This window comes from Streptomyces lydicamycinicus (genome assembly GCF_000829715.2).
Classification (GTDB): domain Bacteria; phylum Actinomycetota; class Actinomycetes; order Streptomycetales; family Streptomycetaceae; genus Streptomyces; species Streptomyces lydicamycinicus.
Genome location: NZ_BBNO01000006.1, coordinates 418,890 through 437,680, shown reverse-complemented (window position 1 = coordinate 437,680; position 18,791 = coordinate 418,890). Strand labels below are relative to the sequence as shown.

Annotated in this window: 17 protein-coding genes; 10 read left to right on the top strand and 7 right to left on the bottom strand. The window is 71.5% G+C overall.

Annotated elements, in window-relative coordinates; all coding sequences use genetic code 11:
• Positions 1-30: 30 nt before the first annotated feature.
• The 3 genes from cmk (at position 31) to der (ending at position 2,942) form a co-directional block, all read left to right on the top strand.
• A complete protein-coding gene (cmk, locus tag TU31_RS22345) occupies positions 31-765 on the top strand; it encodes a (d)CMP kinase (RefSeq protein ID WP_042157460.1) in 735 nt (244 codons plus the stop codon).
• Positions 762-1,418 (top strand): lysophospholipid acyltransferase family protein, encoded by a 657-nt coding sequence (locus TU31_RS22340; protein WP_042157458.1) that lies wholly within the window; start codon positions 762-764, stop codon positions 1,416-1,418. The genes cmk and TU31_RS22340 overlap by 4 nt, the downstream gene beginning before the upstream one ends.
• A gap of 63 nt (positions 1,419-1,481) precedes the next feature.
• Positions 1,482-2,942 carry a ribosome biogenesis GTPase Der gene (gene der, locus TU31_RS22335; RefSeq protein ID WP_042157456.1) on the top strand — a complete coding sequence of 487 codons (1,461 nt, stop codon included), beginning with the start codon at positions 1,482-1,484 and terminating at the stop codon, positions 2,940-2,942.
• 26 nt (positions 2,943-2,968) lie between these two features.
• Here the strand turns inward: der and TU31_RS22330 are convergent, their stop codons facing one another.
• Complete coding sequence (locus tag TU31_RS22330) at positions 2,969-3,307, bottom strand: hypothetical protein (RefSeq protein ID WP_052719006.1); 339 nt, start codon at positions 3,305-3,307, stop codon at positions 2,969-2,971.
• Positions 3,308-3,425: 118 nt separating this feature from the next.
• Entirely contained in the window at positions 3,426-4,235 is an 810-nt protein-coding gene (locus TU31_RS22325; protein WP_042157452.1) for a DUF8842 C-terminal domain-containing protein, read from the bottom strand.
• Positions 4,236-4,519: 284 nt separating this feature from the next.
• Between TU31_RS22325 and TU31_RS22320 the strand changes: the two genes are divergently transcribed.
• Positions 4,520-5,080: a LysM peptidoglycan-binding domain-containing protein gene (locus TU31_RS22320; RefSeq protein WP_042157450.1), complete on the top strand. Its 561-nt coding sequence runs from the start codon at positions 4,520-4,522 to the stop codon at positions 5,078-5,080.
• A 39-nt stretch (positions 5,081-5,119) separates the two neighbouring features.
• On the opposite strand, the gene TU31_RS22315 is transcribed toward TU31_RS22320, so the two are convergent.
• Positions 5,120-5,914: a phytanoyl-CoA dioxygenase family protein gene (locus TU31_RS22315; protein WP_042157448.1), complete on the bottom strand. Its 795-nt coding sequence runs from the start codon at positions 5,912-5,914 to the stop codon at positions 5,120-5,122.
• A 341-nt stretch (positions 5,915-6,255) separates the two neighbouring features.
• On the opposite strand from TU31_RS22315, the gene TU31_RS22310 reads away from it, so the two are divergent.
• The 3 genes from TU31_RS22310 to TU31_RS22300 all read left to right on the top strand — a co-directional run bounded on the left by TU31_RS22310 (position 6,256) and on the right by TU31_RS22300 (position 9,596).
• On the top strand, positions 6,256-7,515 hold the full coding sequence (locus tag TU31_RS22310) for a glycosyltransferase family 4 protein (RefSeq protein WP_042157446.1): 1,260 nt from the start codon (positions 6,256-6,258) through the stop codon (positions 7,513-7,515).
• Entirely contained in the window at positions 7,512-8,489 is a 978-nt protein-coding gene (locus TU31_RS22305; RefSeq protein ID WP_042157444.1) for a hypothetical protein, read from the top strand. Before TU31_RS22310 ends, TU31_RS22305 begins: the two co-directional genes overlap by 4 nt.
• Before the next feature lie 72 nt (positions 8,490-8,561).
• Entirely contained in the window at positions 8,562-9,596 is a 1,035-nt protein-coding gene (locus TU31_RS22300; RefSeq protein ID WP_042157442.1) for a helix-turn-helix transcriptional regulator, read from the top strand.
• On the opposite strand, the gene ctaD is transcribed toward TU31_RS22300, so the two are convergent.
• Entirely contained in the window at positions 9,487-11,166 is a 1,680-nt protein-coding gene (gene ctaD, locus TU31_RS22295; RefSeq protein WP_042157440.1) for an aa3-type cytochrome oxidase subunit I, read from the bottom strand. The two genes, TU31_RS22300 and ctaD, sit on opposite strands and share 110 nt — an antisense overlap.
• A 508-nt stretch (positions 11,167-11,674) precedes the next feature.
• Here ctaD and TU31_RS22290 point away from each other — a divergent pair.
• A complete protein-coding gene (locus tag TU31_RS22290; protein ID WP_042157438.1) occupies positions 11,675-11,887 on the top strand; it encodes an I78 family peptidase inhibitor in 213 nt (70 codons plus the stop codon).
• A 103-nt stretch (positions 11,888-11,990) separates the two neighbouring features.
• On the opposite strand, the gene TU31_RS22285 is transcribed toward TU31_RS22290, so the two are convergent.
• Together TU31_RS22285 and TU31_RS22280 are read right to left on the bottom strand one after the other, a co-directional pair.
• Positions 11,991-13,028, bottom strand: coding sequence for a phosphatase PAP2 family protein (locus TU31_RS22285; protein ID WP_181018641.1), 1,038 nt, complete (start codon positions 13,026-13,028; stop codon positions 11,991-11,993).
• Positions 13,029-13,317: 289 nt separating this feature from the next.
• Positions 13,318-14,511, bottom strand: a complete 1,194-nt coding sequence (locus TU31_RS22280; protein WP_042157435.1) for a putative hexosyltransferase — start codon at positions 14,509-14,511, stop codon at positions 13,318-13,320.
• A 213-nt stretch (positions 14,512-14,724) separates the two neighbouring features.
• On the opposite strand from TU31_RS22280, the gene TU31_RS22275 reads away from it, so the two are divergent.
• Both TU31_RS22275 and TU31_RS22270 read left to right on the top strand, forming a co-directional pair.
• Complete coding sequence (locus TU31_RS22275) at positions 14,725-16,368, top strand: MFS transporter (protein ID WP_042157433.1); 1,644 nt, start codon at positions 14,725-14,727, stop codon at positions 16,366-16,368.
• A gap of 138 nt (positions 16,369-16,506) precedes the next feature.
• Entirely contained in the window at positions 16,507-17,703 is a 1,197-nt protein-coding gene (locus tag TU31_RS22270; protein WP_042157431.1) for an acyl-CoA dehydrogenase family protein, read from the top strand.
• A gap of 105 nt (positions 17,704-17,808) precedes the next feature.
• Here TU31_RS22270 and TU31_RS22265 read toward each other — a convergent pair whose 3' ends face one another.
• Complete coding sequence (locus TU31_RS22265) at positions 17,809-18,258, bottom strand: cell division protein SepF (protein WP_042157429.1); 450 nt, start codon at positions 18,256-18,258, stop codon at positions 17,809-17,811.
• Positions 18,259-18,791 lie beyond the last annotated feature (533 nt).

Sequence of the window (18,791 nt, the reverse complement as noted above, 5' to 3'; positions counted from 1 at the left end):
CCTTGGACCCCCGCCCCGTGTACAAGAAAGGTGTTCGTCACCGTGGAAACCGCCGCTCGGACCGCCCCGGCAGCAGTGATTGTCGCCATCGACGGCCCCGCAGGCACGGGCAAGTCCAGCACGTCCAAGGCCGTCGCTGCCAAGCTGGGCCTCGGCTACCTCGACACCGGCGCCCAGTACCGCGCGATCACCTGGTGGATGCTGAGCAACGGCATCGACGTCAATGACGCGACCGCGGTGGCCGACGCCGCCGCCAAGCCCGTGATCGTCTCCGGCACCGACCCGGCCGCCCCGACCATCACCGTCGACGGCCTGGACGCCGCGGGCCCGATCCGCACCCAGGAGGTCACCGCCGCGGTCAGCGCCGTCAGCGCTGTCCCCGAGGTCCGGACCCTGATCACCGACCTCCAGCGCAGCATCGCCGCCGAGGCGCCGAACGGCATCGTGGTCGAGGGCCGGGACATCGGCATCACCGTCCTGCCCGACGCCGACCTCAAGGTCTTCCTCACCGCCTCCCCCGAGGCGCGGGCGGCCCGCCGCAGCGGCGAGCTCAAGGGCAAGGAGGCCGGTGACCTGGCCGCCACCCGCGAGGCGCTGATCAAGCGCGACGCCGCCGACTCCGCCCGCAAGACCTCCCCGCTGGCCAAGGCGGACGACGCCGTCGAGGTGGACACCACCGACCTGACCCTGGAGCAGGTCATCGAGTGTGTGGTCACTCTCATCGAGGGCGCCGGCGCCGAAAAGGCAGGGCGGGCCGCCCGGTGACCGAAAGCGGCAGGGCGCCGAGCGCGGCGGGTGCCGCGGTCGGCCGCCGGATCGGCATCGGCCTGATGTACGGGCTGTGGCGGCCGCGGGTGCTGGGTGCCTGGCGGGTGCCGTCCGCCGGCCCGGTGATCCTGGCCGTCAACCACTCGCACGGTATCGACGGCCCGATGCTGATGGGCACCGCGCCGCGGCCGGTGCACTTCCTGATCAAGAAGGAAGCCTTCGTCGGCCCGCTGGACCCGTTCCTGCGGGGCATCGGGCAGCTGAAGGTGGACCGCGACACCACCGACCGCAAGGCGATCACCGACGCCCTCGGGGTGCTGGCGGACGGCGGCGTGCTGGGGATCTTCCCCGAAGGCACCCGCGGCGAGGGCGACTTCGCCTCCCTGCGGGCGGGCCTGGCGTACTTCGCGGTGCGCTCCGGGGCCCCGGTCGTGCCGGTGGCGGTGCTCGGCGGCAAGGACCGGCACAGCCGGCTGTCGTCGGCCGTACCGGCGCTGCGCTCCCGGGTCGATGTCGTTTTCGGGGACGCCTTCGAGGCGGGCGACGGAAGCGGGCGGCGCACCCGTAAGGCGCTCGACGAGGCGACCGTACGGATCCAGGAGCGGCTGACCGCCCACCTGGCAGAGGCCAGGCGCCTGACCGGGCGCTGAACCACACTTGAGTAGTGGGCCGCGGACGAGCGGCCCACCGATGATGAACGAGGAACGGACTTCATGAACGACCAGACCCCTACCGGCGACGAGCACGGTGCGCTTGGCGACGCCGAGTACGCGGAGTTCATGGAGCTCGCCGCGGAGGAGGGCTTCGATCTCGAGGAGGTCGAGGGTGACATCGCCGCGGCCGGCCATGGTCCGCTGCCCGTCCTCGCCGTCATCGGCCGCCCCAATGTCGGCAAGTCGACCCTGGTGAACCGCATCATCGGCCGCCGGGAAGCGGTCGTCGAGGACAAGCCGGGCGTCACCCGCGACCGGGTCACCTACGAGGCCGACTGGAACGGCCGCCGCTTCAAGGTCGTCGACACCGGCGGCTGGGAGCAGGACGTCCTCGGCATCGACGCCTCCGTGGCGATGCAGGCCGAGTTCGCCATCGAGGCCGCGGACGCGGTCGTCTTCGTCGTCGACGCCAAGGTCGGCGCGACCGACACCGACGAGGCCGTCGTCAAGCTGCTGCGCCGCGCCGGCAAGCCCGTCGTCCTGGTCGCCAACAAGGTCGACGGCCCGTCCGGTGAGGCCGACGCCGCCATGCTGTGGTCGCTGGGCCTCGGTGAGCCGCACCCGGTCTCCGCGCTGCACGGCCGGGGCACCGGCGACATGCTCGACGCCGCGCTGGAGGCGCTGCCCGAGGCCCCCGCGCAGACCTTCGGCACGGCCCTCGGCGGCCCCCGCCGGATCGCGCTGATCGGCCGGCCGAACGTCGGCAAGTCGTCGCTGCTGAACAAGGTCGCCGGCGAGGAGCGGGTGGTCGTCAACGAGCAGGCCGGCACCACCCGTGACCCGGTCGACGAGATCATCGAACTGGCCGGCAAGACCTGGAAGTTCGTGGACACCGCCGGTATCCGCCGCCGGGTGCACCTCCAGGAAGGCGCCGACTACTACGCCTCGCTGCGCACCGCGGCGGCCGTCGAGAAGGCCGAGGTCGCCGTCGTCCTGATCGACGCGTCCGAGTCCATCAGCGTCCAGGACCAGCGCATCATCACGATGGCCGTGGAGGCCGGACGCGCCCTGGTCATCGCCTACAACAAGTGGGACACCCTCGACGAGGAGCGCCGCTTCTACCTGGAGCGGGAGATCGAGCGGGACCTCGTGCAGATCCCCTGGGCGATGCGGGTGAACGTCTCCGCGCGCACCGGCCGCCACATGGAGAAGCTGGTCCCGGCGATCGAGACCGCGCTGGCCGGCTGGGAGACCCGGATCCCCACCGGGCGGCTGAACGCCTTCCTCGGTGAGATCGTCGCCTCCCACCCGCACCCGATCCGCGGCGGCAAGCAGCCCCGCATCCTCTTCGGCACCCAGGCGGGCACCAAGCCGCCGCGCTTCGTCCTCTTCGCCTCCGGCTTCCTGGAGGCCGGCTACCGCCGCTTCGTCGAGCGGCGGCTGCGGGAGGAGTTCAGCTTCGACGGGACGCCGATCCACATCTCCGTGCGGGTGCGCGAGAAGCGCAGCAAGAAGAAGTAGCGGCGCCCTCCGGCCGTGCGGACGGCTCAGTGTCCGCGCGGCCGGGAGTCCCGCTGTGCGGGTGGCAGCGCCGCCGGGCCCTGCCCCCGGGGGTGGTAGGGCTGCCGGCTCACGACCTCCCAGTGGCCCGCGGAGCCCGGCGTACGGCTCCAGCTCCCGCGCAGCGCCTCCGGGATCTCCGGCTCGTCCGTACGGTCCCCGGGCAGCGCCCGGAAGCTGCGGCGCCACTCGGCGTACAGCGCGTCATAGATCGGCGTGGCCGAGCCGTGGTCCGCGGTGTGCGTCGTGCCGTGTTCGCGCGACGGGCGCATGCCGGGGATCGGGTGGGTGTACTGGGCGGGAACGGAGGGGTCGTATGCGTGCACGTATGTGCCAACGACCCCGGTGGCCGCGGGATGCGGCTTTCCTGCGGAAATGGCTGATCGCGGGGGCATGACCGGCCGGATCGGCGGTCCTGCCCCCGCGATCGGGACTGCTGGAATATCAGGTGCCGGCCAGCGGGATCTCCGCGGCGACCAGGGCGCCCTTCGCCGCGGCGTCCTCCAGGGCCTGCCGCATCAGGTCCTCACGGGGCTGGTGTCCGATGGTGCCCGCGGGCGCGGCGTACAGCACCACGGACTGCGCCTTGTTGGCCGCGGCGCGCCAGCCGTCCGAGACGGCCAGCGGCTGGTGGGCCTGCCACCAGGCGGACTGCTGGCCGGAGTTGCCCGGCTGGAGGACGGCGTGCAGTTTGCCCATGGCCAGCAGTGCGGACCAGCCCGGGTTCGGGGCGGGGAGCTGGTTCATGTCCGTCACCGGGTGGAAGCCCTGCTCCAGGAGCAGCGGAAGGAAGTCGTCGTCCGGGCCGGTCGAGCCGGGACGGGCGATCGGACCGTCGGGCTCGACCACCAGGGCCGGGCGCAGGTCGGCTTCGACGAGCACCAGACCGCAGGTGATCCCGAGGGTCGCCTGGCGGGGCGCGGTGGGAACCGGGACGGCCGGGGACGGCTGCGATCCGGGCGTGCGCGGGGCGGCGTCCTCTCCGGTGATGGAGCGCACGGCTCCCTGGAGCTGCTCCTCCGAGACCGGGACGACCTGCGAGGGAATGCAGGTGGCATGGGCGAACGCGAGTACCGCGGTCTCCTCGCCCACGAACAGGACGGTGCTGGTGCGCTCCTGGTCGCTATCTCCGGGGGTCCGGCAGGAGGTGCAGTCATAGCTGCCGGGGGCGTCGCCACCGGCCAGCAGGCGGTCGGCTTCTTCGTCGCCGATCTCGGCGCGAACGTCGTCGCTGACGTCGAGCATGCGCGGCACGGGTGGCTCCTCGATCTCTGTGCGTCTGCCGGGTGGTCTCCCGGCTCGTACAAGGACAACGGGTGACCTGCGGCAGGAGTCACGCGAGGACGGGAACAGAATCGAACCAATCGCCGCACAGCGGAAAATCACGGAAAGCCGCCCCACAAGTGGTCACGTAGCGCCAACTCTTGCGCAGAACTTGGCGCAGTCGGCGGCGTTCCGTACGCCGGACCGGGTGGGACCGGGACGCCGAGGGCGTGGCACGCTGGCCGGCGCCGGGGGGCTGCTTACCGTCACCGGCTATGTCGGACAACTCTTCGGCGCCACGGCGCCTCGTGGGATCCGTCGGGCTGCTCACCGCGGCGGCCGCTGCCCTGGTCCTGGGCCTGCCCGGGGGCGCCGCCGCCGACGGGCCGGACGGCGTCGGCAAGTCCTCGCACGCCTGCGCCGATGACCAGTGGCCATGGGGCTGCCTCGCCGAGTGCGAGAGCAGCGGTGACTGGCACATCAACACCGGTAACTCCTTCTACGGCGGGCTCCAGTTCCACCAGCCCACCTGGGAGGAGTTCGGCGGCCTCGCCTTCGCGCGGCGGGCCGACCTCGCCTCCCGTGAGGAGCAGATCGAGATCGCGAAGAAGGTGCAGGCCGCCCAGGGCTGGGGCGCCTGGCCCGAGTGCGCCCGGCGTTTCGGGCTGACCGCCAAGAGCCGGACCCATGTCGTACGGCGCGGGGAGACGCTCGGCGAGATCGCCCGCAAGTACCGGGTGAAGGGCGGCTGGCAGGCGCTCTATGACGCCAACCGGTCGGCCATCGGCCAGAACCCGAACCGGCTGTCGATCGGCACCCGGCTGCGGCTGCCCTAGGCGGGCCCAGGGGAGCCCTGAGCGGCCGGCTCGACGGCGTCAGTATCCGAGACCGCGCCGAATGGCGAGCTCCACCGGTGAGTAGTCCCCGTCGGGCCGTTCGGTCCTGGGGTCCGCACCCGGCCTGGGGAGCAGCGGCGGCTGGGCCATGAAGCGGGGCTCGGTGCCGCGGTGCGGCTGTGCGGCGTGCACGAGGAACGGGTGGCAGAGGTAGACGTCACCGGCGCGGCCGGTGGCCAGCGCGAGCGGCCGGTGCTCGGTGGCGGGCACGGCGCGCCCTGCGAGGTCCATGAAGGACAGCCCGGCCTCGCCCTCCGGTCCGAGGAGCACGGCGACGTCCAGGTGGGAGCCGACCCGGATGCGGGTGGGCGCGTCGTCCTCCCCCACGTCGGACATCAGGAACAGCATCAGCAGCCAGCGGCCCTTGGACGCGGCGTTCACCCGGTAGGACAGGAAGTCGGTGGGATCGTCGCCCGGGAAGCTCGCGTCGATGTGCCAGCCGTCGTCGCCCGGTGCGTCGTCGCTGCGGAACCGCACCGGGAACGTGCCGAGGTCGCCGCGCGGTGCCCAGCGCCCCGGTCCGGCGAGGGCGTCGTACGCGGCGTGCAGCCGGGGCGAGTTGACGGCGGCCCGGAAGGGTTCCTGCCCGTAGAAGCCGAGCCGTACGACGGGGTCCTTCCATGTCGCCGGATCGCCGGGCTCACCCGGGATGTCCCGCCACATGATCTTCCGGCACTCCGCCGCGACCTCGGGCGGGAACGCGCCCTCCACATGGAGAAAGCCCTGCTCCACGAATGCGGACAAGGCGGTGTCATCGATAGTTGATCCGTTCATGGGGCCAGCGTGACGCGAGGGACAGGCGGTTACCAGCGATTTTCCGGGTGCGCCGTTGGTGCGGGAGCGGGAGCGGGCGAGGGCGCCGGGCCGGGGTGCGCGGCGCTCGGCGGACGCCTCCAGCTCCTGTGGGGCGGAGGGGATTTGCGGCCCAAGGGTTCCAGGAGGCGGCTACCGATGAACTAACTCTTGTGGAACAAGTTGGCGAAAGGCCCAACCAGGACCCCCGTTTCGCGGTCCTTCCCTAGAGCAGGGGGCCGCCTCGCACCATCAGGAGGGGAGTGCGAAGTGGCCCCGGGGGAGACCAGGCAGGACTGGAAGACCAGGGGACACGGGGACGGATGCACATCTCATTCCTGATTCACAATGCCTACGGTATCGGGGGGACGATCCGCACGACGTTCAATCTGGCCCGGACGCTCGCCGAACGGCATGACGTCGAGATCGTGTCCGTGCTGCGCCACCGCGACGACCCGGTCTTCGACCTGGGTCCCCGGGTCGCACTGCGGCATCTCGTGGACCTCCGGGAGAGCAGTCCCGGCCACGACGGAGCGGATCCCGAGCATGCCCGTCCCGCCAAGGTCTTCCCCGCCGCCGAGGGGCGCTACGGCCAGTACAGCGAGCTCACCGACCGCCGGATCGCCGAGCATCTGCGCCGGACGGAGGCGGACGTGCTGGTCGGCACCCGGCCCGGCCTCAATGTGCACATCGCCAAGCAGGCGCGCCGCGGCCCGGTGCGGATAGGCCAGGAGCACCTCACCCTGGACACCCACAACCGGGCGCTCAAGCTGGCGCTGCGCGGCGCCTATCCGCGCCTGGACGCGGTCACCACCGTCACCGAGGCCGATGCCGGCGCCTACCGCCGGGCGCTGCGGCTGCCCGGCGTGCGCATCGAGGCGGTGCCCAACAGCGTGCCGGCGCCCGCTCTCGCGCCTGCCGACGGCAGCGGCAAGTGGGTCGTCGCAGCCGGCCGGCTCGCCCGCGTCAAGCGCTATGACGTGCTCATACGCGCCTTCGCCCAGGTCGCCGCCGAGCGTCCCGACTGGCGGCTGCGGATCTACGGCGGCGGCGCCGAGAAGGCCACGCTGCGCGCCCTGATCGACGAACTCGGCCTGTACAACCACGTCTTCCTGATGGGCCCGGCCAACCCTCTGGAGCCGGAGTGGGCCAAGGGCTCGATCGCCGCGGTCTCCTCCAGCCTGGAGTCCTTCGGGATGACCATCGTCGAGGCCATGCGCTGCGGTCTGCCGGTCGTTGCCACCAACTGCCCGCACGGGCCGGGCGAGATCATCGACGACGGGGTGGACGGCAAGCTGGTGCCGGTGGGCAATCCGGAGGCGATGGCCGGCGCGCTGCTGACGCTGATCAACGACGACGCCGCCCGCAAGCGGATGGGTGTGGCCGCGCTGGCCTCGTCGGCGCGCTTCGACCCCGCCACGGTCGCCGGGCGCTACGAGGCGCTCTTCGGGGAGCTGCTCGCCCGCAGGCGCGACAGCCGATGGCACAGCAGCCTGCATCGCGCCCGCGGAGCCCTGCTCAGCGGCGCTTACGCCACCAAGGACGCGGCCCGCGCCGCCATGAGAGGGGTGCGGACGGTATGACGGCGTCGAGCCAGTTGACCGTGACCGGACACGAGACGAAGGAGTCCTCCGCCATCGATCAGGAACCCATGGTTCCGGCGAGCACCGGGCCCGAGGGCCCCGGGCGGCCGGGCGAGCGGGGCGGCGAAGCGGCTCCGGTGGAGCTGCGGGCCGACTGCATCGCGGACTCCGCGGGCGGCCTCACCTTCGACCTGAACGCCCCTCAGGACACCCACATCACCTGGAGCGCGGCGCTGGTCCTGCGGCTGCGCGGCGGCGACGGCGCGGACGACGAGGTACGGCTGCCGCTCGGGCCGAACGGCGCCGGACGGCTGCGCGCCGTCCTGCCCAGCACCGTCGCGCTCGCCGAGGGCCGCTGGAACGCCTACGCCGACCTCGGCGACGGCCAGATCCCCCGGCGCCTGCTGCCCGGCGTCAACGATCTGCGGTCGCTGGTGGACCGCCGGCCGCTGGCGGGCATCGGCCGGCTCGGTGTGCGCATCCCGTACGCGACGAAGTTCGGCAACCTCGCCCTGCGCAGCTGGCTGCGCGGCCCGCACGCGGAGGCCGGTGACATCCTTGTCGCGCCCGACGGTATGACGGTCTCCGGCCGGCTCTACGGTGCCGTCCCGGCCGCCGGCGCCCGTGTGGAGGCCCGTGCGCGCCGCAATCCGAAGTCCCCGGAGACGGCACCGGCCGCCGTCACCGTCCCGCTGACCGTCGAGGGCGCGGACTTCACCTTCACGCTGCCCTATGCGGAGCTGGCCGGCCGGTGGGAGCAGGGCAGCGAGCCGTGGGACCTGTGGCTGCGCCTCGCCGACGGCGCCCGGCCGGTGCGGATCGCCCGCCTCCTGGACGATGTCGCCGACAAGAAGCAGGTGTTCAGCTACCCCGCGCTGCCGGTACCGGCCGCCGCCGGAGAGCTCAGGATCGGCCCGTATTACACGCTCGACAACGACCTGGCCCTACGGGTCGCCGGGCCGGACGGGAGCTGACGGAGCAGCGGCTGCGGTCCCGGTCCGGTATCGAGGACCGCAGCTGTCCGCAAAGGCTGCGAAACTCGGGCCATGTTGGAGACCTCGGCACGTCTGCTCCGCCTGCTCTCCCTGCTACAGGCCCACCGTGAGTGGTCCGGCGCGGAGCTCGCCGACCGGCTCGATGTCACCCCGCGCACGGTGCGCCGGGACATCGACCGGCTGCGCGAGCTGGGCTACCCCGTCCACTCCGCGCCGGGGACGGCCGGCGGCTACCGGCTCGGCGCGGGCGCCGAACTCCCGCCGCTGCTGCTGGACGACGACGAGGCGGTGGCGGTCGCGGTCGGGCTGCGCACCGCAGCGGCCGGTGGTGTCGACGGCATCGAGGAGGCCTCCGTACGGGCGCTGGCGAAGCTGGAGCAGGTGCTGCCGCACCGGCTGCGGCGCCGGGTCGGGGCGCTGACCGCCTTCACCGTGCCGATCCTCGACACGGGCGGCCCCCGGGTGGACCCGCACACCCTCACCGAGCTCGCGCACGCCTGCCGGGACAGCCGGCGGCTCCGCTTCGACTACACCACCCATGACGGCACGGTCTCCCGCCGTACCGTGGAACCGCTCCGCCTGGTCTGCGCCCGGCGCCACTGGTACCTCGTCGCCTGGGACGTGGACCGTGACGACTGGCGCACCTACCGCGCCGACCGCATCACCCCCACCCCGCCGCACGGGCCGCGCTTTGACCCCCGTACGCCACCGGCCGAGGACCTGGCCGCCTATGTCTCCCGGGGCATCTCCACCCGGGCCTACGCGACCCGGGCCACCGTGCTGCTGCATGCCTCGCTGGAGCAGGCCGCGGCGCGCATCAGCCCGGCGGCCGGGGTGCTCGAAGCGGTCGACGAGCAGCACTGTCTGCTGCGCACCGGGGCGCACAGCCTCGACCTGATGGTGCTGCACATCGTGCTGACGGGCTTCGACTTCGAGGTCCGTGAGCCGCCGGAGCTGCTCGGCAAGGTACGGGAGGTCAGGGACCGGCTGGATCGGGCGCTGATACCACCACCGGCTGTTTCCCCACCTCCGGGTGGTGCAGATCGAACGCGGGGGACTCGGAGCGGATCCTCGGCAGGGTCGTGAAGTTGTGCCGGGGCGGCGGAGAGGAGGTCGCCCACTCCAGGGACCGGCCGAAGCCCCACGGGTCGTCCACGGTGACCCTGGCGCCGTAGTGGGTGGTCTTCCAGACGTTGTAGAGGAAGGGCAGCGTGGAGAGCCCGAGCAGGAAGGAGCCGACGGTGGAGAAGGTGTTCAGGGCCGTGAAGCCGTCGGCGGCCAGATAGTCGGCGTACCGCCGGGGCATGCCCTCCACGCCCAGCCAGTGCTGGACGAGGAAGGTGGTGTGAAAGCCGACGAACAGCGTCCAGAAATGGATCTTTCCCAGGCGCTCGTCGAGCATCTTGCCGGTGAATTTCGGCCACCAGAAGTAGAAGCCCGCGTAGGTGGCGAAGACGACCGTCCCGAAGACGACGTAGTGGAAGTGGCCGACCACGAAGTACGAGTCGGTGACGTGGAAGTCCAGCGGCGGTGAGGCCAGGATGACGCCGGTCAGCCCGCCGAACAGAAAGCTCACCAGGAACCCGATCGACCAGAGCATCGGCGTCTCGAACGACACCGAGCCGTGCCACATCGTGCCGATCCAGTTGAAGAACTTCACCCCGGTCGGCGCCGCGATCAGGAACGACATGATGGAGAAGAACGGCAGCAGCACCGCCCCGGTCACGAACATGTGGTGCGCCCAGACCATCACCGACAGCGCCGTGATGGCCATCGTCGCGCCGATCAGCATGACGTAGCCGAAGATCGGCTTGCGGGAGAAGACCGGGATGATCTCCGTGATGATGCCGAAGAACGGCAGCGCGATGATGTAGACCTCGGGATGGCCGAAGAACCAGAACAGGTGCTGCCACAGCAGCGCCCCGCCCCACTGCGCGTCGAAGACCACCGCCCCGAACTGCCGGTCCGCCTCCAGCACCAGCAGCGCGGCCGCCAGCACGGGGAAGGCCATCAGCACCAGGATCGACGTGAAGAGCACGTTCCAGGTGAACACCGGCATCCGGAACATCGTCATGCCGGGCGCCCGCAGCACGATGACCGTGGTGATGAAGTTGACGGCACCGAGAATCGTGCCGAATCCGGCGAGCGCCAGCCCCATGATCCACATATCGGCGCCGATGCCGGGGGAGCGGACCATCGAGTTGAGCGGGGCGTAGGCCGTCCACCCGAAGGCCGGACCGCCGAACGGCGTGAGGAAGCTGCCCAGCACGATCAGCCCGCCGAAGAGGAAGAGCCAGTACGAGAGCATGTTCAGCCGCGGGAAGGCCACATCGGGCGAGCCGATCTGAAGCGGCATGATCTCGTTCGCGAAACCGGCGAACGCGGGGGTGGCGAACAGCAGCAGCATGATCGTGCCGTGCATCGTCACCGCCTGGTTGAACTGCTCGGCGTTGATGATCTGGAGCCCGGGACGGGCCAGCTCGGCGCGCATCACCAGCGCCAGCAGACCGCCCACCAGGAAGAACCCGAACGCGGTGATCAGGTAGAGGTGCCCGATCTTCTTGTGGTCGGTGGTGGTCAGCCAGTCCACCAGCACCGAGCCGGGGTGCCGCGCCCCGGGGGGCGGGATGTGCGCCCGGTCGGTCTCCGTAACCATCCGCTGCACCTCGTTCGTCGAAGGTGGACTGGGGCCCGGGACATGATGCTCGCGCGGGGGACGCAGGGCGAGAGGGCGCTCCGGTCCGTTCCGGTGGCATCCGGCGGGGCGGTGGACGCCGGGGCCGGGAGGCGCGGGGCCCGGTAAGCGGGGTGATGGGCGATGTGCGGAAAATGTGTGTGGAGTGTGTCTCGTTGGCCAATTTCCGGTCGGCCGATAAAGGGCGTCGGGTAATGCGAATCCGGAACTGACAGGGGATTGTTTTCGGACGGCGCGTCGCGTTGACCGGACCGACTGCGTCCGTTCCGTCTTCGATCAAGGCGGAATTCCGGCCGATTAATTTTCCACCCGGTTGCGCCGTCACGCGGCGCGTACGGGTGACGGAAGTTCCGGCAAACGCGCGCACGTTCGCTGTGACACAAGTGTGACCAATGCCGGACAGGGAAGTCACCGGGGCATGCGAGGGCGGGCCTTCCACGGGCCGTCGCGGGCGCCTACGGTGGCTGTCATGGACGTACCGAACCTCCCCGACAACCCCCAGGACGACATCGAGGCGTATGTCGGTCTCGCGCAGCAGGACGCCGAGGAGCAGGCGAGAGCGCGTGGCTGGACCACCGTCCGCTCGCTGCCGCCGGGCGCGATCATCACCATGGAGTACCTGGCCGGCCGGCTCAACTTCGAGGTCAAGGACGGTGAGGTGCACCGCAGCTGGCAGGGCTGACCGCCACTGTCGACGACGAAGGCCCCGGCCGCTCTCAGAGCGGCCGGGGCCTTCGGTGCGGGGTGAGGGTGTGTGCGTACCGGCCCCGCGGCTCGTGGGGCGGTCAGCCGCTCCCGTTGCGGCCGCGCCCGGACGTCGGGCTCAGCGGCGTGGTGCGCGGGACGCGGTCCGCGTGCGGCGGCCGCCGGCTGCCCGCCGGAGTGGCAGGCGTGCGCTCCGAGCGGATGGAATACGGGCGCGAGGGGTGGTGTGGCCAGCCGTCCGGGGTGTGCCCGGTGGCCGAGCGGCCGCCCGTCCCGGCGGAGATCGTCTCGCGTACGAGGACCTCGCCGTCGGAGGCGAGGCGCTGCCGGGAGACTCCCGGCGCCGGCGCGCCGGCCGGCAGCGGGCCGCGCAGCGAATCGGGGCGCAGTCGCAGCCACAGCCGCAGCAGGATGCCCATCAGACGGTCCTCGAACCAGGTGATCGCGGGCTCCAGCCAGGGCATCGCCAGCAGCACCAGCAGCCCCGCGGCCCAGCCGAGCAGCACATCGCTGACCCAGTGCGTCCCGAGGTAGACGGTGGTCATGCCGACGCCCAGCGCGCCCAGCGCGGCGATCACCGACAGCGTGCGGCGGCGCAGCGAGGTGGTCGCCAGGTAGGCCAGCACACCCCAGGTGACCACGGCGTTCGCGGTGTGACCCGAGGGGAATATGTCGCCGTCGAGCCACATCTCGTTGGCGCCGACCACGGTCGCGTAATGCGGGCCGAGCCGGCCCATGCCGAGCTTGGCGGCGCCCACGGTGATGTTCAGTAGCAGCAGTGAGGCGCCGAGCACCAGCAGCGGGTGGAGGTTGCGCTGCCGCCAGCAGCGCCAGCCCAGCCAGGCGGCCACCGCCACCGCGGTCGGTCCGCGCTGCCCCAGCACCACGAAGTAGTCGAGGAAGGCATGGATCTCCGGCCACTGCTTGTAGGGCCGGAAGAACATGACCTGCCAGTCGAACGTGACCAGCCATGAAGTGGCCAGCACCCCGGCCACGATCGCGAAATAGACCGCCAGGGTGCCCCAGAACAGCCACATACGGGTCGGGGTCATGCTGGGCGGTCGGACGCGATCGGTGGGGCGCTCCTCCATCTGGTCGAGCTTGTCATCGGTACGCACTCAATCGACGTTACCGCGTGTGATGTAGGTGCTTGGTCAAACTGTGCGCTTTGTAATGACGATGTGATGTGGAATGTGTCTCAATCGAGGCTTCGCCGCAGGGATTTGGAAGCGAATTCCCAGCGATTCTCAATCGGCCCCCCGCATGCGCGTGTCGTCACCCTGAGCGCCTTATCTTCTTTTCCCCTCCGGGGTTTATCGGCTATTCGCTCACGGGTAGCGTGACGTTTCCTCGCGACGGTGCTCACGCAGCGGGCTCGATCGGTCACGTGGAGTGCCGACCGCGAGGTCAGGGCGGGCCCGAGCCGTTCAGCCAGAACGCCCCGTAGACCGCGGAGCCCACCGCCGCCGCCCCGACGACCAGCCAGGTCCACACCGGACGCCCGCGCGTCAGCGCCACCGCCAGGGGCAGCAGCAGCGGATAGGCCGGCAGCATCAGCCGGGGCTTGGACCCGAAGTACCCCTTGGCGGTCAGCGCGAGCAGCAGCACCGCCCCGCCGTAGACGGCCAGCGGCAGCGGCTGCCCCTGCCGCACCCCGTGCACGTGGAGCCAGATCACCAGCCCGACGCCGACGACCAGTGCGAGTCCGGCCGCGAACGTGGGCCCCGACAACTGGTGCCAGACGAAGGAGCCGAACGCGATCCCCCCGTCGAAGCCGTTGCCCCAGCCTTCCTGGACGTCCAGATAGCCGGTGAACGAGCCCTGCCGCGCCCCGACCCACAGGAAGAAGCCGCACCAGCCGAGCGGTGCGAGCAGCACACCGGACAGCATCCCCGGGTGCCGGCGCAGCCCCGCGCACAGCCCTGCCCCGCCGGCCCGCTCCCGCCACAGCGTCACCGCCGCGGTGAGCCACACGGCCGCCACCACCGCCGCGCCCACCGGCCGGGTCAGCCCGGCCAGCGAGGCCGGCACCCCCGCCCACAGCCAGCGCCCGGCCAGCACGGCGTACAGACTCCAGGCCGCGAGCGCGGTGAACAGCGCCTCCGAGTACGCCATCGACTGCACGATCCCGACGGGCAGCGCGGCCCACAGCGCCGCGAGCGCGACCCCGGCCCGCGGCCCGTGCAGCCGCTCCCCGGTCGCGTACAGCGCCCAGGCCGCACCCAGCGACGTCAGCCAGGCCACCAGCAGTCCCGCGTCGGCGGGCGACAGCGTCGTGAGCGCCGACAGTCCGCGCTCCAGCCAGGGGAGCAGCGGGAAGAAGGCCAGGTTGGAGTGCACCTCGCCGTTGGGCAGCGCGACGGTGTAGCCGTAGCCCTGCTCGGCGACCCGGGTGTACCAGAGCGCGTCCCAGCGGGCGGCCAGCAGGGTGTGCCAGTTCTTGCCGTCGGCCGTCGACCAGAGGGCGAGGGTCACGATGCCCAGCAGCCGGATCGCCGCGTACGCCAGCAGCGCGGGCGCGGCCCGGCGCAGCGCGGCCCGTACGACGGATCCGTCGTACGGGGTCCGGCCGGGAACGGCGGCGGAGGCAAGATCGTTCATCGGGACGATTATCCAGGTGGCCGAAGAACGACTGCCGACGGCGGGTGGGGGAACGCATGGCGCTGCGATGAGCGTCTCATCGTGAGGTGAGCCACGCGGCACGCCACGGGACTCGCGTAGTCTGAGCGTCTCAACTCGCCCGTGCCGCCGGTTCGCCCCGGGGCGTTTTCGCGCCCTGTTCCGTGGCCGCGAGAGCATGACTGGAGGTGCTGCATGTCCGGGACGACCGCGTCCGGCAGTGGACGGACGGCTGGTGTTCCCCGGCTTTCACGTGGTGGTGCGAACCGCTGGACCGTGCTGATCGTGCTCTGCGTCAGCCTGCTCTTCGTCGCGCTGGACACCACGATCCTGTACGTCGCCGTGCCCTCGGTCACCGAGGACCTGCGGCCGGGGCCCGTGGAGCTCCTCTGGATCGTCGACGTCTATCCGCTGATCGCGGCCTCCCTGCTGATCCTCTTCGGCACCCTCGGCGACCGCGTCGGGCGCCGCCGCGTCCTCCTCCTCGGCTACGGCCTCTTCGGCCTGGCCTCGGCCGCCGCCGCACTCGCGCCCAATCCGCAGATCCTGATGGTCGCCCGCGCCCTGCTCGGCATTGGCGGCGCCATGATCATGCCGGCCACGCTGTCGATCCTGCGGCAGGTCTTCCCCGACCGGCGCGAGCGCGCGGTCGCCATCGGCGTGTGGAGCGCGGTGGCCGCGGTCGGTGCCGCGGTCGGCCCGGTCCTCGGCGGCTTCCTCGTCGAGAACTTCTGGTGGGGCTCGGTCTTCCTCATCAACATCCCGATGATGGCCGCGATGCTGCTGATAGGACGGTGGCTGCTGCCGGAGTCGCGCGGTGAGCGCAACGGCCCCTGGGACGTGATCGGTGCGATCGTCGCGGCGCTCGGTGTGCTGGGGATCGTCCTCGGTGTGAAGCGGATCGGCAGTGGTGCGGCCGTGGTCGGCCCGACCACGCTGCTGCCCATCGTCCTCGGTGTCCTGCTGCTGATCCTCTTCGTCCGCCGCCAGCACCGCCTCAAGGCCCCGCTGATCGACATGCGGCTGTTCGCCCGGCCCGCGTTCGGCACCTCCGTCGGCTGCATCGTGCTGGCCATGCTCGCCCTGGTGGGCCTTCAGCTGATCGCCGTGCAGTACCTCCAGCTGGTCCTCGGGCTGAGCCCGCTGGAGACCGGGCTGCGGATGCTGCCGCTGGTCTTCGCCGCGATGGCCGCCGGCCTCACCGGCTCGAAGATGCTCCAGGCCCTGGGGCCGCGCGCGATGGTCTCCCTCGGCTTCGTGCTGACCGCCGTCGCGGTGCTCTGTCTGACCGCGATGAGCAGTCAGGACCGCCCCTGGCTGCTGTCCCTGGGCTTTGTGCTGCTCGGCTTCGGTTTCCAGTCCACGCTGTTCGGTGCCTACGAGTCGATGCTCAGCGAGGCGCCCGCCGAGCAGTCCGGCGGCGCCGCCGCGATCGGGGAGACCTCCTACCAGCTCGGCGCCGGTATCGGTGTCGCCCTGCTCGGCAGCGTCATGAACGCCGCCTACGCCCCGGGCCTGAACCACGTCGACGGCGTCCCCGCGCGGGCCTCCGCGTCGGCGGCGCACTCCCTCGGCGAGGCCTACAAGGTCGCCGCCGGCCTGGGCGGAGCCGCCCGCGCCGCCCTGCGGGAGGCCGCCCGGGACTCCTTCGTCCGCGGGCTGCATGTCACCCTCGTCGCCAGCGCCGTGCTGCTGCTGGTCGGCGCCGGGATCGCGCTGCGGCTGCCGCGCCGGGCGGCGGACTCCACGGAGCGGGCGGAGGCGGACGGCGAGCCCGCCCCGGGCGAGGGCGCCGGCCGCGGCAGCAGCGAGCCCGCCCCGGCGAGCTCCGGCCGCTGACCCCCGGCTCTCCTCCCGGGCGTCCCTGCCCCGCCGCGCGGCGGTGACCCTTGCCGCGCGGCACCGCGGCCCGTACCGTCGGAAGCGCAAATAACTACCACTGCTAGTTTTTCGCGCCGATCCGCCGGAGGCCCCGCCATGTCCGCACCGCCGTCCTCGACGCTTCCGCCGTTCGACCCCAGCGACCCCCTGGGCCTCGACGATCTGCTGACCGATGAGGACCGCGCCGTACGGGACACCGTCCGCCGGTGGGCCGCCGACCGGGTGCTGCCGCAGATCGCCGACTGGTACGAGCGCGGCGAACTGCCCGGCATCCGCGAACTTGCCCGTGAGCTCGGCTCCCTCGGCGCGCTCGGAATGTCCCTGACCGGCTACGGCTGCGCGGGCGCCTCCGCCGTCCAGTACGGCCTGGCCTGTCTGGAGCTGGAGGCCGCCGACTCCGGTATCCGCTCGCTGGTCTCCGTCCAGGGCTCGCTCGCCATGTACGCGATCTGGCGCTTCGGCTCCGAGGAGCAGAAGCAGCAGTGGCTGCCCCGGATGGCGGCCGGCGAGATCATCGGCTGCTTCGGCCTGACCGAACCCGACCACGGCTCCGACCCCGCGGCGATGCGGACGTACGCCAAGCGCGACGGCGGGGACTGGGTGCTCAACGGGCGCAAGATGTGGATCACCAATGGCTCGGTCGCCGGTGTCGCGGTCGTCTGGGCGCAGACGGAAGAGGGCATCCGCGGCTTCGTGGTCCCCACCGGCAGCCCCGGTTTCTCGGCCCCCGAGATCACCCATAAGTGGTCCCTGCGTGCCTCGGTGACCAGCGAACTCGTCATGGACGACGTACGGCTGCCGGCCGACGCGGTGCTCCCGGAGGTCACCGGGCTGCGCGGCCCCCTCGGCTGCCTCAGCCACGCCCGCTACGGCATCGTCTGGGGCTCCATGGGAGCCGCGCGCGTCAGCTTCGAGGCGGCACTGGACTACGCGAAGACACGGGAACAGTTCGGCAAGCCGATCGGCGGCTTCCAGCTCACCCAGGCCAAGCTCGCCGACATGGCGGTCGAACTGCACAAGGGGATCCTGCTGGCCCATCATCTGGGGCAGCGGATGGACGCGGGGCGACTGCGCCCCGAGCAGATCAGCTTCGGCAAGCTGAACAACGTACGGGAGGCGATCGAGATCTGCCGCACGGCCCGGACGATTCTCGGTGCCAACGGGATCTCGCTGGAGTACCCCGTCATGCGGCATGCGACGAATCTCGAATCGGTGCTCACCTACGAGGGCACCGTCGAGATGCACCAGCTGGTGCTGGGCAAGGCGCTCACCGGCCTGGACGCCTTCCGGTGAGCGGCCTCGCCCGTTGAACGGGGCGATGCCTCAGCCGGGGGCCGGCGCGCCGGTGGCTGCCGCCGCGGGCCCCCGGACCTCCGGCCGGACACCCGAGGGCCGGGCTCAACTCTGGTTGAAGAAACCGCCGTTGCGGTGGCCGCGGGCCTCCCCGCTGACCACCTTGTAGTCGGCGGGGGTCAGCAGGAACACACGGGTGGCGACCCGCTCGATCGAACCGCGCAGACCGAACGTCAGGCCGGCCGCGAAGTCCACCACCCGCTTGGCGTCGGAGGGCTCCATGGCCGTCAGATTGACGATCACCGGGACGCCGTCCCGGAACAGTTCGCCGATGCCACGGGCGTCCCGGAAGCTCTCCGGGGAGACCGTGGCGATGCGGGTGCCCTGGTCCTGGGCGGCCTCGTCGGCCACTCGGACCCGGGGGTCGGTGACCCAGGGGCTGTCGCCCGAGTCACCGGCATCGGGTCCCTCGGCGTAGTCGTCGTCGTAGTAGCGCTCGTCATCACTGTCGTCGACGAGGCCAAGCCAGGCACTCGCCTTGCGCACCGATCCCATTGACGCCTCCTCTCACCCGCGGTCTCTGCGTGTCCGCCCCTATCGTCGTTCATGAGGCGGAGGGTGTGCCAAGTGGATAGCCGCCGCACGGGGGGTTCGTGACACATCTGGTGCAAAGAGGGTGGCGCAGCATCAGCTTACGCGCCCCGTAAGGAAACTGACAGTACGACGAACATCACGGTCGGTACTCTATCGGGTGAGTGGGGCCCGTGAGGGCAAGAAAACGGAGCGGACTCCCGAGTCGGTTCGTGCACGGGACCAGGGCAAATGCCAATGGGATCGGCGGAGGGCCCCGGGATAGCCCGATGATCGGGAGACTGGCCCATCGGAGGGGTGTTGACGCCGGGGCGGATTCCGACCTGTGTCCACCGGACCCGCTTCCCTCGAAAGTTGAGCGAGCCGATTGTCCGACGATGGCGGCCGGAGTGCGGCGTTCCGGGTGGGTTTCACGCCCCCCGGCCGGGGGTCGGGCGCATGATTCGCGCCACGTTTCGCCACCTCCCTGGATCTTGGTGGCGAAGAGGTCCGGCGGG